Below are 13,638 nucleotides of genomic sequence, written 5' to 3' on the forward strand. Positions count from 1 at the left end.
AGGTATTTTAGCTATAGATTCAATGTTCCCAATTGGTAAGCTTTAGTAAGTGATCTAACAGTAAGTAAATTAATTCCTATAGAAAGAGCTGAGGGAAGTGAGAATAAAGCTTATATATTTGAGCCGTCTCCAGAAGAGATTTTATCATCTTTATTACCAAAGTATCTAAATATAGAGTTATATAAAGCTTTATTAGATAATACTGCAAGTGAGCATTCTGCAAGAAAAAATGCAATGAAAAGTGCAACGGATAACGCTGAAGATATGATAAAGGGATTAACTTTAGAATATAATAGAAGAAGACAAGCGTCAATAACTCAAGAGATATCTGAAATTGTTGGTGGAGCAGCAGCGTTAAATTAAGAATAATGAGGAGGCAATAGTGGAAAACAAAGGTACCCTTACCCAAATAATAGGTCCTGTTGTAGACGTTATGTTCAATGATAGATTGCCTGGAATTTACAACGCTTTAAAAGTAAAAGGTGAAGACGGAAAAGAGTTAGTTCTTGAGGTTCAGCAACACCTAGGAAATAACGTTGTAAGAACAGTAGCAATGGACGCTACTGAGGGTCTACAAAGAGGAATGGAAGTAATAGATACAGGATCAGCTATAACAGTTCCAGTAGGAAAAGCTGTTTTAGGAAGAATTCTAAATGTTTTAGGAGAGCCAGTTGACGAAGCTGGACCAGTAACAACAGAGGAGCATTTACCTATACATAGAGAAGCTCCAAACTTTGATGAGCAAGGAACAGAAGTAGAAATATTCGAAACTGGAATTAAGGTAATTGACCTTCTTGCACCATACATCAAAGGTGGAAAAATAGGTCTATTTGGAGGAGCTGGAGTAGGAAAAACAGTTCTAATAATGGAGCTTATCAACAACATTGCTAAAGGACACGGAGGATTATCTGTATTCGCAGGTGTTGGAGAAAGAACAAGAGAAGGAAGAGACTTATATGATGAGATGAGAGAATCAGGAGTTATTGATAAAACATCTCTAGTATATGGACAGATGAATGAGCCGCCTGGAGCAAGATTAAGAGTTGCTCTTACTGGACTAACAGTAGCGGAAAACTTTAGAGATAAAGAGGGACAAGACGTTCTTCTATTTATAGATAACATATTCAGATTTACTCAAGCTGGAGCGGAAGTTTCTGCCCTATTAGGAAGAATACCTTCAGCAGTTGGATACCAACCAACACTAGCTTCAGAAATGGGTAAATTACAAGAGAGAATTACATCAACTAAGTCAGGATCAATAACGTCAGTTCAAGCTGTTTACGTACCAGCGGATGACCTTACTGACCCAGCACCAGCGACTACATTCGCTCACTTAGATGCTACAACAGTTCTTTCAAGAAGAATTGCATCTCTAGGAATATATCCAGCAGTTGACCCTCTAGATTCAACTTCAAAAGCGCTAGATCCAGCAATAGTTGGAAACGAGCACTATACGGTTGCTAGACAGGTTCAAGAGATATTACAAAGATATAAAGAACTTCAAGATATCATTGCAATCCTAGGAATGGACGAGTTATCTGACGAAGATAAACAAACAGTTTCTAGAGCAAGAAAAATCGAGAGATTCTTCTCACAACCATTCTCAGTTGCTGAGCAATTTACAGGAATGGAAGGGAAATATGTTCCAGTAAAAGAGACAATAAGAGCTTTCAAAGAGATTATCGAAGGTAAGCACGATGCTCTTCCTGAACAAGCATTCCTTTATGTTGGAACAATTGAGGAGGCAATAGCTAAGGGAAGAGACCTTATGAAGGGAGCTGAGTAATTATGGCAAACTCTTTTAAGCTAGAGCTAGTAACTCCATTATCAAAGATATTATCTGAAGAGGTAAACTTTGTTATGCTAAGAACAACAGAGGGAGATATGGGTATATTACCTAACCACTCACCTTTTGTTGCTGGATTAGCTACTGGAGAGATGAAAGTTAGAAATAATGGGCAAGAAAAGTTTTACTATGTTTCAGGTGGATTTGTAGAAATCTCTGATAATATTGTGACAATTCTAGCAGATGAAGCTATGGATGTTAAAGATATAGATCTAGAAGCTGCAAGAAAAGAAGCTCAAATTGCTAAAGAAAAGTTAGAAAAAATAGCTGAGGATATTGATATCGCTAATGTTCAAAAGACATTAACTCAAGCATTAACTAAAGTTAAATTAGCAGAAAAAATGTTATAAAAAAATGACCCGATTAGAATTTCTAATCGGGTTTTTTTATTAAAATTTTAAATATAAAATAATTATTTTCAATTTTTAAATCGAAGTTAAGTCGATGTAACTCTAAAATCTTTTTAACTAAAGATAATCCAAGACCACTTCCCTCAGTATTTTTATCTAAAGCATTTTCTCCTCTTTGAAAAGGTTCAAATAAATCAGTAGTTTTTTTGGTAATCTCAGTGGTGATAATATTTTTAAAAATAAGAGTGTCGTTCTCTAAAAATATTTCTACATCAGATTCATCAGGGGAATATTTTAACATATTTTGAACTAAATTATTTATAGCAATTTTTAATAAATTATAGTCACCACTTACCTCTACATTTGAAAAGTTAGTAATAACATTAATATTTTTTTCAAATTCAATATAATCAAATTGTTCTAATGAATTTTTAATCATATTTTCTAAATTTATTTGTTGTGTTATCAATTTATAATCAGGAGAATTTATTTTAGAAAGAGTTAATAAGCTCTCTGTTAAAGTCCTCATTTCTAAAGATTTTTCAAGCATAGTTTTATAATATTCTTTTTTTCTTTCACTAGGAACATTATCTCGAGCTAATGCTTGAGAATATAGACAAAGAACTGAAATTGGTGTTTTTAGTTCATGAGATGCATTAGAAACAAAAAGTTTTAAATTTTCAATAGCAAAAGATAGCTCTTTAGACATCTCATTTAAACTTTGAGCGAGTTCTTCAAGCTCATCACCACTAGATAATTGAATACTATCTGGATATTCTAATCTGGCAATTTTTTTAGCACTATTTTTTAAGTACATGATATTTTTATTTATTTTTTTTGAAAATATTGATACAAGAATACCGCTTACAAATAAAGAGAAAAAAGCAGTAAAAATATTAAAAAGAAAAATATCATGAATATGTTTTGCAATAACAGCCATGGAGCTTCGAATGCTTAACATATAACCATTATTTAATTTTTCATAATAACGAATAAACATAACTCCAGATGTACCATCAGCCTCACCTATTTTAAATATCGATTCATTTAATTTTAAAGAGTTATAAATTTTTTTATTGTTATTCATATGTGAACGATTATTCTGCATAAAATTTAAATCAATTTTAACTCCAAAGTTATCTTCAGCAAAATAGATATAATTTTCAAGCTTATCTCTATCATCGACTAGTTTAACAATATTATTTCTAATTTCAATAATACTTTGTTTTTTTCTGTAAATATAAAATTTATCTAGAAAAAAAGAGTTAAAAATAAAACTGGTAATTATAGTTAAAAAAACTATCCCTATTGTTAATAGGAATAGTTTTTTAAAGAAGTTCAGTTTTATTGGGAAATTAATCTGTTTTAAAGACATAACCAACTCCTCTTACACTTTTAATATAGTTATCACAACTTCCAAGTTTTTTTCTTAATCGTTTGACAATAGTATCTACTGCTCTCTCGTCACCAAAAAATTCAAATCCCCAAACTTCATTAAGTAAAGTTTCACGAGAAAAAATTATATTTTGATTTCTTAAAAAGAACTCTAAAAGCTGTGCTTCTCTTCGAGGAAGAATATTACTCTCTTCAGGAGTATCAAGCTTAAAAGTATTAAAGTCAAAAGTGATATCTCCAATTTTAAAAAATGTATCATTACTAAGTTTAAATAATTTTTTTAACTTAATAATGAGAAGCTTAGGAGTAAATGGCTTTGTTATATAGTCATCTGCTCCTAATTCAAGTCCTTTAATTTCATCAAACTCACTATCTCTAGCAGTAACCATAATTATAGGTATTTGAGACAATGCCTTCAATTTTTTACAAATCTCCCATCCGTTCATACCTGGAAGATTTATGTCTAATAATATAAGATCAGGTTTCTCTTTATAGAAATAATCAATTGCTTCATCACCTCTGTAAGCTATAACAGTTTCAAATCCCTCATTTTTTAAAGAGTCTGAAATAACTGTAGCAAGTGATTTTTCATCTTCAACAATAAGAACTTTCTTCATAATTTAAATCCTTAGCTATTTTTGTGTTCAAAAATAACGTCAATAGGAGTACCTTCAAATCCAAAAGATTCTCTTAATTTATTTTCAATATATCTACCATACGAGAAGTGAACCAACTCAGGGTAGTTACAGAAAAGAACAAATCTAGGTGGTGCAGTAGAGATTTGTGTAGCATAATTTATTTTAACTACTCTACCTTTTCTTGTAGGTGGATTATTCATGATGATAGCATCACTTATAACAGTGTTTAATAATCCAGTTGAGATTCTCTTATTATATTCAGCAAATACAGCTTCTGCATGCTCTAATAACTTAGTTGTTCTTTGTCCTGTTAAAGCTGATACGAATTCAATTGGTGCATAAGATAAGAATGGTAATTCAGCGTAAAGCTCTTCTCTCATCTTTTTCATAGTATCATTTTTCTTATCTGGAATAGTATCCCATTTATTTATAACTATGATAATTGGCTTTTTCTCTTCATAAGCAATACCAGCAATTCTTTTATCTTGCTCAGTTAATCCTTCGCTTCCATCAATCATCCAAATACATACATCCGCTCTTTTTATAGTTTTAATAGCTCTTAAAACAGAATAGTACTCTAAACTTTCTTCAACTTTAGATTTTCTTCTGATACCAGCAGTGTCTATAAGGATGTATCTGTTACCATCAAATTCAATAGCCGTATCAATAGCATCTCTAGTAGTACCAGCTATATTACTAACAATAGTTCTTTCTTCTCCTGATAATCTATTAACAAGAGATGACTTTCCAGCATTTGGTCTACCGATAATAGCTAATTTAAGACCCTCTTCCTCTTCATACTCTTCAACTGTTTGATCAATAATATCTACTACTAAATCTAACATGTCTCCAAGGTTTACTTTATGCTCTCCTGAAATAGGAATTAAATGCTCAAATCCTAATCCCCAGAAATCATAAACATCATCTTGTTGAGCTTGGAAATTATCAATTTTATTAACACAAAGGATAACAGGTTTTTTCTTTTTTCTTAAAAGGTAAGCAACCTCTTCATCTAATGGGTTTAAACCATTTTTACCATCTACAACGAATAAAATAACGTCAGCTTCATTCATTGCAACTTCAGCTTGTTGTTTTATTTTAGTCATCATAAAATCATTATTTCTAGGCTCAAGTCCTCCAGTATCAACTAGAACAAACTCTTTTCCAGCCCACTCAGTTTCTCTATATAGTCTATCTCTTGTAACTCCTGGTTGGTCATCAACGATAGCTACTCTATCTCCAACCAATTTATTAAATAGTGTCGATTTTCCAACATTTGGTCTTCCAACGATTGCAACAATAGGTTTCAATTTTAATACCTCCTAGTTTTATTTGTTTGAGTGATAATATCTTTTTGTTTTTGTTTTTTACCGTTATCCTTTTCAACAAATATTTTTTTATTGTTAAGTGGATTCATTTCAGTATAATACATAAGTGTAGAATAAGTTGATGGAGTAGGAGTAAAAATTTGTACCTGCTCTGGACTTATTTTTAGTTCAGAGGATGCGAATCTTTTTAAATCTAACATATCTTTTTCGTTACACCCTGGGTGAGCAGCAATTAAATAATAAGTTAAAAACTGTTTTTTATCATGTTTTTTATTTAGTTCATAGAAACGATTTTTAAACTCTTTTAAAATGCTTTTTCCCTGTTTTCCCATAAGAGAAAGAATTTTATCCTCTGTATGCTCAGGAGCAATTTTCATCTGTCCTGAAATATGGTCTTTGATAAGTTCTTCAAGATATCTATCACCAGACTTATTATCATCTAAAATCATATCATATCTAATTCCAGATGCAATAAATATTTTTTTAATTTTATCTATTGATTTTAACTTCTTCAAAAGAGAAATTTGTCTAGAATGATCAAGTTTTAAAGCTGGGCAAGTTTCAGGATAAAGACATCTTTTATGAGAACAAGCTCCATGATTTAATTTCTTAGTACACTCAAGACCGTACATATTAGCAGTAGGACCACCTACATCAGATATATTTCCTTTAAATCCTTTTGAATTAGCTATATTTGTAACCTCTTTAACGATAGAGTCTTCACTTCTAGAAATAACGGTTCTTCCTTGATGAACAGCAATCGCACAGAAGTTACACTCTCCATAACATCCTCTATGTGTAGTAACAGAGTATTTTATAGTGTCTAGAGCTTTAACATGTCCATCTTTTTTATAATAAGGATGAACGTCTCTTTCAAAATCTAACCCATAAATATCATCCATCTCTTGAGAAGTAAAATTCTCACAAGGAGGATTTTGAATAAAATATCTATCGGCATTTTTTTGATAAATTCCCTTAGCAGTTATAGGATCGCAATTATGATAGAAAAGTTCGAAAGCTTTTACAAAGTTTTCTTTTTTTTCAACACATTCTTCAAAACTTGGGAGAGCTAAATAGCCTTCTTTTGGTTCTTTTGAAATGTAACCTATACCTCTAATGTTTTTCCAATCTGTTTTATTTTTTAATGCATTAGCTAATTCAAGCATAGATTTTTCTCCCATACCATAAGAAAGAATATCAGCTTTAGCATCAAAAATAATAGGACGTCTTAATGAGTTACTCCAATAGTCATAATGAACCACTCTTCTAAGACTAGCCTCTATTCCCCCTAATACAATGGGAACAGGACTATTTTTAAAGAAACGACGAATCAGATTTGTATACTGAATAGTAGCTCTGTCAGGTCTTTTATTATTAATTCCACCTGGAGTAAAATCGTCACTTTTTCTTCTTTTTTTTACAGCAGTATAGTTAGCAACCATTGAATCTACACAACCAGCAGAAACTGCCCAATATAAATTGGGAGCTCCTAATCTAGTTATATCTTTATCAGAATTAATATCTGGTTGAGCAATTACTCCTACTTTAAAACCATGCTTAACTAACCATTTACCGATAATAGCAGTACCGTTATAAGAAGTATCTAAATAGGTATCTCCAGATACAAGTATTATATCTAAAGAGTCCCAACCTAATTTTTTAACTTCTTCCATTGTAGTAGGTAGAAACATTTAAAATCACACTCCTTGAGAAGCAGCCATTAAGAAAGGAACAACTTGTTTCTTTCTAGATACAACACCATCAACCCATGCCGTATTATTAGTTAAAGTTGTATGGAATCCTCTTTCAACAAGTGTCGGCTCACCAACAACAAGGAGCATAGACCCAGCTTTAACGATATCTGTAATAACTAGCACAGATAATTGATAATCATTTTTAGCATTTGTTTCAGCCATTGCTTTTTCAAGAGAAGCTTGTTGATCTAATACACCTTTAACATCAACAGTATTAACTTGAGAAATAGCTAGCTTTACACCATTCATAGAGAACTCTTTTTGATCCATAGTTAAAATCTCTTCAGGAGTTTTATCAGAAAGAGATGTACCTGCAATAAGCATATCCATACCATAAGCTTCATAGTTTTCTATACCAGATATAGCAGCCAGTTCTTTTACAACTTGGATATCTTTTTCTGTACAAGTAGGAGATTTAAATAGTAGTGTATCAGATAGAATAGCACTTAACATTAAACCAGCAATCTCTTTTGGTGGTACAATACCAGCTTCTTTATATAAACCATAGATAATTGTACAAGTACATCCAACAGTTTCGGCATTTATTTTAACAGGTTCGTTCGTTTCAAAGTTACCGAACTTGTGGTGATCAACAACTTGAATTATTTTAGCATCTTTTAAACCAGCAACTGATTGAGCAGCTTCATTATGGTCAACTAAAACAACATTTTTTCTAGTAAAATTGATTAAGTTTTTTGTTCTTATAGTACCATAAACTTCACCATTTTTATCAACAACTGGGAAGTTTGTTTGTGTAGATTCTTTCATAATATCTTTAATATCAACTAAATAATCATCTGTTGAGAATGAATAGAATTTTTCATGATTCATTATTGATAATATTGAAACTGATTGAGATATTAATGGTATTGTTTTAAATAAAGATTTATTAACTCTTAATATAGGAGTTTTAGAATCTCTAGGTAAAATAACGTCATCTTTATCACAACAAAGAATAATCATATTAACACCTAAGTCAATTAAATCATCGATAGAATCAAGTAGTGTAGTAGTAATAACAATATCACCAGCTGCGATGTTTCTGTACTCACTTACACCTTTTAAGCTAGCTTCTATTTTACCACATGGATATTCTCCACTGATAACTTCTCCCTCTAAAACATCTTTTAAATTTTCATAAGTTGTATAGTATTTAGAAAATAATTCAGAATAATCAATGTTTAAGTAAGCATTAGCAATATCCGAAACATGAATCATTCCTCTTAAGTGGTTCTTACTATTAACAACAGGTAAACTAGAGAAATTCTCTTCTGTCATTATCTCTAAAGCTCTTCTTAATGAATCTTTATGATTAATAGTTTTTTTCTCAACACGAGTTAAATCTGATATTTGAGCACTTACCGTTGAAAGTAGTTTTGGTGCATCTATATTAAAGCTTTTTAAAACAAATTCAGTTTCCTTACTAATGTTTCCTAATCTACAAGCTTGAGCAGATTCTCCTTTTAATTCTTTTAGTCTAGCTAATGAAATAGCTGAACAGATTGAATCTGTATCTGGATTTCTGTGTCCAAAAATTAAAATTGGTTCCATGTAAAATACTCTCCTTTTTCTTTATAAGTCTATTTATTATTCTATCATTTTTTTGAAAATAGAACAACAAAATCTTTACTTTTCTTATAAAAAAACATAAATATTAAATAGAGTGTAGTAGAATCTGGAAAATATACTGTTATTGTGATAAAATATATTAAAAGTTTTTTGAAAATTCAAAAGAGGTGAAGTTATGAAATTAGTGGATACACATTGTCATTTAGACAATGAAAAATTCGATGAAGATAGATTAGAAGTAATAGAAAGAATAAAAGAAAATTTAGAGTTTTGTGTAAATATAGGATATGACCTAGTTAGTTCTAAAAAAAGTTTAGAGTTAGCCAAAGAATATGATTTTATATACGCTGTAATAGGAGTTCATCCAATTGATATAGCTGAGTATGATGAAGAGGTTGAAAAAGAACTTGAGCTTTTAGGAAAAAATCCAAAGGTTGTAGCCATTGGTGAGATAGGATTAGATTATCATTGGATGACAGAACCTAAAGAGATTCAGCAAGAGAGATTCAAAAGACAATTAGAACTTGCTGAAAGATTAAATAAACCAGTTGTTATTCATACAAGAGATGCTATGGAAGATACTGTTAATATTTTAAAAGATTATCCAAATATAACTGGAGTTATTCACTGTTATCCAGGGTCTTTAGAAACAGCAAAGCAATTAGTTGATAGGTTTTACTTAGGAATTGGTGGAACTTTAACTTTTAAAAATAGCAAAAAAGCAGTTGAAGTTGTAAAAGATATTCCTTTAGATAGAATAGTTATTGAAACTGATTGTCCATATTTAACTCCAGAACCTTTCAGAGGAAAAAGAAATGAACCTATTTATGTTGAATATGTAGCAAAGAAAATAGCTGAAATAAAAGAGATTAGTGTTGAAGATGTTACAAAAATAACTACAGAAAATGCTAAAAAGCTATATAGAATAGGTTAGAATATGGCTATGAAATTTGTAGGAATAGGAAATGATATTGTAGAAATAGAAAGAATATCAAAAGCTATTGAAAAAAATGGTTTTAAAGAGAGGGTTTTTACATTAAAGGAGATAGCTCAAATAGAGGAAAAAGGAAATAAGGTAGAGAGTTATGCAGGAAGATTTTCAGCTAAAGAAGCTATATCTAAAGCTTTGGGAACTGGAGTAAGAGGGTTTAATCTTGTAGATATAGAGATTTTAAATAACTCTTTAGGAAAACCTGAGGTAACTTTAAAAGGGAATTTAGAAAATAAAAATGATAAATTTATAGTAGATATATCAATATCTCATTGTAAAGAGTATGCAACAGCTGTTGCAATAATAATGGAAAGAGAGGTAAAATGAAAGAGTTTTATCAAGAGTTAGATAATTACATAGAAAATTTAGAAGATAAAAAAAATGATTATAAGGTTTTATCTTTTGTTGTAGATGAGTTAGGATATTTACCAGATGAAGTTTTAAATTATATAGCTAAAAAAATGGATATTTTTCCATTTTCACTAGAAAGCACAATAAAATTTTATCCTAAGTTACAAAAGGCAAGAACTAAAAACTATGTTCAAATTTGTACAGGAAGAAATTGTGTTCAACCTGGTTTAAAAGAGAAACTAGTAGAATTAAAATCAGAAGTTGATTTTCCAATAGAGGAGAGACACTGTTTAGGAAGATGCGGAAAGGGTAGTGCTCTAAAGATTAATGAGGAGTATTATTCGTATAAAACATTAGAAGAATTAGAAAAGTTATTATTAAATTTAAAGTAAATATTAGGAGGAGTTTTTAATGGATATTTTGGAATTAAAAAGAGAATATAACCAGTTTAAAAATCAAATAGATGCTATAAGGGGGTCTCTTTGACTTAGATGGTAGAAGAGAAAAGATTGCCACTTTAGAGAAAAAAACACTAGAGGATGGTTTTTGGAATGATAAACTTACTAGTGGAAAAATAATAAAAGAGATGAACGAAGAAAAAGATATTGTAAAAGAGTTTGAATCTATAGAGAATATGTTTTTTGATGAAGAAGTTTTGATAGATTTTGTTTCTATGGGAGAAGAAGATTTTGCTGATGAGTTAGAGGAGAAGCATAATAAACTTATGCATATGATTGATAACTTTGATACTAAGATGCTTTTAGATGGAGAGTACGATAGCAATAATGCTATAGTTACAATTCATTCAGGAGCAGGAGGAACAGAGGCTTGCGATTGGGCTGATATGCTTTATAGAATGTATATGAGATGGTTTAATACTAGAGGATTTAAAGTAACAGAGATGGATTACATGGCAGGAGATTCTGTAGGAATAAAATCAATTACTCTTTTAGTTGAAGGAACGAGAGCATATGGATATTTAAAAGGTGAAAAAGGAGTTCATAGACTTGTAAGAATATCACCTTTTGATGCTAATAAAAAGAGACATACATCATTTGCATCTGTTGATATAATGCCAGAAGTTGATGATACAGTTGAGATAACAATAGATTCAGGAGATTTAAGAATAGATACATATAGAGCCTCAGGAGCGGGAGGTCAACACGTAAATATGACTGACTCAGCAGTTAGAATAACTCATATTCCAACAGGAGTAGTTGTAACTTGTCAAAGAGAAAGATCTCAGTTAAGCAATAGAGAAACTGCTATGAAACTTTTAAAATCAAAACTTTTAGAGCTTGAGATGAAGAAAAAAGAGGAAGAGTTGAAAAAAATTCAAGGTGAACAAAGTGATATAGGTTGGGGAAATCAAATTAGATCATATGTATTCCAACCTTATACAATGGTAAAGGATCATAGAACGGGAGTGGAGTCAGGAAACATAAGAGCTGTTATGGATGGAGACATTGATGACTTCATAAATGGGTATCTAAGATGGTCAAAAAATAAAAACTAGTAAGTAATCTTGAAATTATTATCTATATGGATTATAATATAGGGTACAAATTACAAAAAAGGGAGAGATTATAATGGAAAGAAGAGTAAGAACAAGAATCGCGCCTTCTCCAACAGGAGATCCACACGTAGGAACAGCTTACATTGCGTTATTCAACTTAGCTTTTGCTTATAAAAATGGTGGAGACTTTATATTAAGAATAGAGGATACTGACCAAAATAGATACACAGAGGGATCAGAGCAGATGATATTCGATGCTTTAAAATGGCTAGGATTAGATTATGCAGAAGGTCCAGATGTAGGAGGACCAGTAGGACCTTATAGACAATCAGAGAGATTCCACTTATATGGAGAGTACGCACATAAATTAGTTGAAAAAGGTGAAGCATATTACTGCTTCTGTACTCAAGATAGATTAGAAAAGTTAAGAGAAAGACAAAAAGCTATGGGAAAAGCTCCTGGGTATGATGGACATTGTAGATCTCTTTCTAAAGAGGAAATTGAGGCTAAGTTAGCAGCTGGTGAAGAGTATGTAATCAGACTTAAAATGCCTTATGAGGGAGAAACTATAATAAAAGATAGATTAAGAGGAGATATTGTTTTTGAAAATAATAAAATAGATGATCAAGTTTTATTAAAAGGCGATGGATTCCCAACTTATCACTTAGCAAATGTTGTAGATGATTATTTAATGAATATTACTCATGTAATTAGAGCTGAAGAGTGGATTGCATCTACACCAAAACATATTCAATTATATAAAGCATTTGGATGGCAAGAGCCAGAATTTATACATATGCCACTTCTTAGAAACTCTGATAGAACAAAGATATCTAAGAGAAAAAATCCAGTATCATTAAATTGGTATAGAGAAGAGGGATACTTAAAAGAGGGTATCGTAAACTTCTTAGGATTAATGGGATATTCATTTGGAGAAAATAAAGAGATATTTACACTTCAAGAGTTTAAAGACAATTTTGATATAGATAAGGTATCTTTAGGAGGACCTGTATTTGACTTAGTTAAATTAGGATGGGTAAATAACCAACACATGAGAATGAAAGATTTAAAAGAGTTAACAGAATTAGCTGTTCCATTCTTTAGAAATGCTGGTTTAATAGGTGAAGAGTTAACAGAAAAAGAGTTTGATACTTTATCTAGAGTAGTTGATATCTTAAGAGAGGGAGCTCAAACTATAAAAGAAATTGTAGATCAATCAGAAGTTTATTTTAAAGATGAGTATACTTTACCAGTAGTAACTGAAGAAACAGACAAAAAAGAGGTAAAAGGAATTGAAAGACTTTATACAGTTATCCAAGATGAAACTGGAAAGAAATCAATAAACTTATTCCAAGAGAAAATAGCAGCGTGTGATGAAGCTATTTCTATTGACAGAGCTAAAGAGTTATTAAAAGAAACTTTAGATGAAGTTGGAGAGGGACCAGGAAAGGTATATATGCCTTTAAGAGCAGTATTAACTGGACTTCCAAAGGGAGCAGATCTTTATAACTTAGTTTCTATCATTGGTAGAGATAGAACATTAGCTAGAATAGAGAGAATGAAAAAATTATATAACATTTAATGAATAGTGGAGTTTTTTAACTCCACTTTTTTTAGCAAAAAATAAAAGAAAAATACAAATAAAAAGTAATTAGTAATATAGTTATTTATAAATACTGAAAATGTAGGAGGGCATTATGAAGAATCATATTTTACTTGGCAAATTATTAATGAATGCCTTTAAAATTCTGGGAAAAGCACAAAATGAGATTGAAAATGATTTTAAAAATTTTAAATTTACAAAGGAATTAGAAATAGATTTTAAAAATATAAATTTTAAGGAATCATTTAAAAAAAATTTTTTTACATTATTAATAATATCGATTCTTTTAGAAAGTAA

At 30.6% G+C, this 13,638-nt stretch carries 13 protein-coding genes and 1 pseudogene; 9 read left to right on the plus strand and 5 right to left on the minus strand.

Features of this window, described 5'->3' with window-relative positions:
- Nucleotides 1-39: 39 nt before the first annotated feature.
- The 3 genes and pseudogenes from Q0V08_RS06580 to Q0V08_RS06590 form a co-directional block, all read left to right on the plus strand.
- Nucleotides 40-363 (plus strand): annotated as a pseudogene (locus Q0V08_RS06580) (FoF1 ATP synthase subunit gamma); the annotation flags it as partial.
- Nucleotides 364-382: 19 nt separating this feature from the next.
- The gene (gene atpD, locus Q0V08_RS06585; RefSeq protein ID WP_185891799.1) at nucleotides 383-1,786 is read left to right on the plus strand and encodes a F0F1 ATP synthase subunit beta; all 1,404 of its coding nucleotides are present in this window, start codon (nucleotides 383-385) and stop codon (nucleotides 1,784-1,786) included.
- 2 nt (nucleotides 1,787-1,788) lie between these two features.
- Entirely contained in the window at nucleotides 1,789-2,196 is a 408-nt protein-coding gene (locus tag Q0V08_RS06590; protein ID WP_297433193.1) for a F0F1 ATP synthase subunit epsilon, read from the plus strand.
- A gap of 22 nt (nucleotides 2,197-2,218) precedes the next feature.
- Here the strand turns inward: Q0V08_RS06590 and Q0V08_RS06595 are convergent, their stop codons facing one another.
- The 5 genes from Q0V08_RS06595 to Q0V08_RS06615 are packed head-to-tail and all read right to left on the minus strand — an operon-like array spanning nucleotide 2,219 to nucleotide 8,862.
- Nucleotides 2,219-3,571, minus strand: a complete 1,353-nt coding sequence (locus Q0V08_RS06595; protein WP_297433195.1) for a HAMP domain-containing sensor histidine kinase — start codon at nucleotides 3,569-3,571, stop codon at nucleotides 2,219-2,221.
- Nucleotides 3,552-4,208: a response regulator transcription factor gene (locus Q0V08_RS06600; RefSeq protein ID WP_297433197.1), complete on the minus strand. Its 657-nt coding sequence runs from the start codon at nucleotides 4,206-4,208 to the stop codon at nucleotides 3,552-3,554. The genes Q0V08_RS06595 and Q0V08_RS06600 overlap by 20 nt, the downstream gene beginning before the upstream one ends.
- An 11-nt stretch (nucleotides 4,209-4,219) precedes the next feature.
- Nucleotides 4,220-5,539 carry a ribosome biogenesis GTPase Der gene (gene der, locus Q0V08_RS06605; RefSeq protein WP_023051168.1) on the minus strand — a complete coding sequence of 440 codons (1,320 nt, stop codon included), beginning with the start codon at nucleotides 5,537-5,539 and terminating at the stop codon, nucleotides 4,220-4,222.
- Nucleotides 5,540-5,541: 2 nt separating this feature from the next.
- Nucleotides 5,542-7,248, minus strand: coding sequence for a YgiQ family radical SAM protein (locus Q0V08_RS06610; protein ID WP_297433199.1), 1,707 nt, complete (start codon nucleotides 7,246-7,248; stop codon nucleotides 5,542-5,544).
- Between the two features lie 6 nt (nucleotides 7,249-7,254).
- Nucleotides 7,255-8,862 (minus strand): putative manganese-dependent inorganic diphosphatase, encoded by a 1,608-nt coding sequence (locus Q0V08_RS06615; protein WP_297433201.1) that lies wholly within the window; start codon nucleotides 8,860-8,862, stop codon nucleotides 7,255-7,257.
- A gap of 193 nt (nucleotides 8,863-9,055) precedes the next feature.
- On the opposite strand from Q0V08_RS06615, the gene Q0V08_RS06620 reads away from it, so the two are divergent.
- The 6 genes from Q0V08_RS06620 to Q0V08_RS06645 all read left to right on the plus strand — a co-directional run.
- On the plus strand, nucleotides 9,056-9,814 hold the full coding sequence (locus Q0V08_RS06620; protein WP_297433203.1) for a TatD family hydrolase: 759 nt from the start codon (nucleotides 9,056-9,058) through the stop codon (nucleotides 9,812-9,814).
- Between the two features lie 9 nt (nucleotides 9,815-9,823).
- Nucleotides 9,824-10,198 (plus strand): holo-ACP synthase, encoded by a 375-nt coding sequence (gene acpS / locus Q0V08_RS06625; protein WP_297433211.1) that lies wholly within the window; start codon nucleotides 9,824-9,826, stop codon nucleotides 10,196-10,198.
- Nucleotides 10,195-10,614, plus strand: coding sequence for an NAD(P)H-dependent oxidoreductase subunit E (locus tag Q0V08_RS06630; RefSeq protein ID WP_297433205.1), 420 nt, complete (start codon nucleotides 10,195-10,197; stop codon nucleotides 10,612-10,614). Before acpS ends, Q0V08_RS06630 begins: the two co-directional genes overlap by 4 nt.
- Nucleotides 10,615-10,633: 19 nt before the next feature.
- A protein-coding gene (prfB, locus tag Q0V08_RS06635; protein ID WP_185891789.1) for a peptide chain release factor 2 occupies nucleotides 10,634-11,738 on the plus strand; the annotation gives its coding sequence in 2 pieces (ribosomal slippage) (nucleotides 10,634-10,705 and nucleotides 10,707-11,738; 1,104 coding nt in all).
- Nucleotides 11,739-11,811: 73 nt separating this feature from the next.
- Nucleotides 11,812-13,320: a glutamate--tRNA ligase gene (gene gltX, locus Q0V08_RS06640; RefSeq protein ID WP_185891787.1), complete on the plus strand. Its 1,509-nt coding sequence runs from the start codon at nucleotides 11,812-11,814 to the stop codon at nucleotides 13,318-13,320.
- Between the two features lie 115 nt (nucleotides 13,321-13,435).
- The coding region (locus Q0V08_RS06645) for a hypothetical protein (RefSeq protein ID WP_297433209.1) at nucleotides 13,436-13,638 on the plus strand (203 nt) is incomplete at its 3' end.

The organism is uncultured Cetobacterium sp. (assembly GCF_947038635.1).
GTDB lineage: Bacteria > Fusobacteriota > Fusobacteriia > Fusobacteriales > Fusobacteriaceae > Cetobacterium_A.

Coding starts and splice junctions, on each gene's coding strand:
- Q0V08_RS06590 (WP_297433193.1), top strand. CDS start 1,789: ATGGCAAACTCTTTTAAGCTAGAGCTAGTAACTCCATTATCAAAGATA.
- Q0V08_RS06595 (WP_297433195.1), bottom strand. CDS start 3,571: ATGTCTTTAAAACAGATTAATTTCCCAATAAAACTGAACTTCTTTAAA.
- Q0V08_RS06600 (WP_297433197.1), bottom strand. CDS start 4,208: ATGAAGAAAGTTCTTATTGTTGAAGATGAAAAATCACTTGCTACAGTT.
- Q0V08_RS06610 (WP_297433199.1), bottom strand. CDS start 7,248: ATGTTTCTACCTACTACAATGGAAGAAGTTAAAAAATTAGGTTGGGAC.
- Q0V08_RS06615 (WP_297433201.1), bottom strand. CDS start 8,862: ATGGAACCAATTTTAATTTTTGGACACAGAAATCCAGATACAGATTCA.
- Q0V08_RS06620 (WP_297433203.1), top strand. CDS start 9,056: ATGAAATTAGTGGATACACATTGTCATTTAGACAATGAAAAATTCGAT.
- acpS (WP_297433211.1), top strand. CDS start 9,824: ATGAAATTTGTAGGAATAGGAAATGATATTGTAGAAATAGAAAGAATA.
- Q0V08_RS06630 (WP_297433205.1), top strand. CDS start 10,195: ATGAAAGAGTTTTATCAAGAGTTAGATAATTACATAGAAAATTTAGAA.
- gltX (WP_185891787.1), top strand. CDS start 11,812: ATGGAAAGAAGAGTAAGAACAAGAATCGCGCCTTCTCCAACAGGAGAT.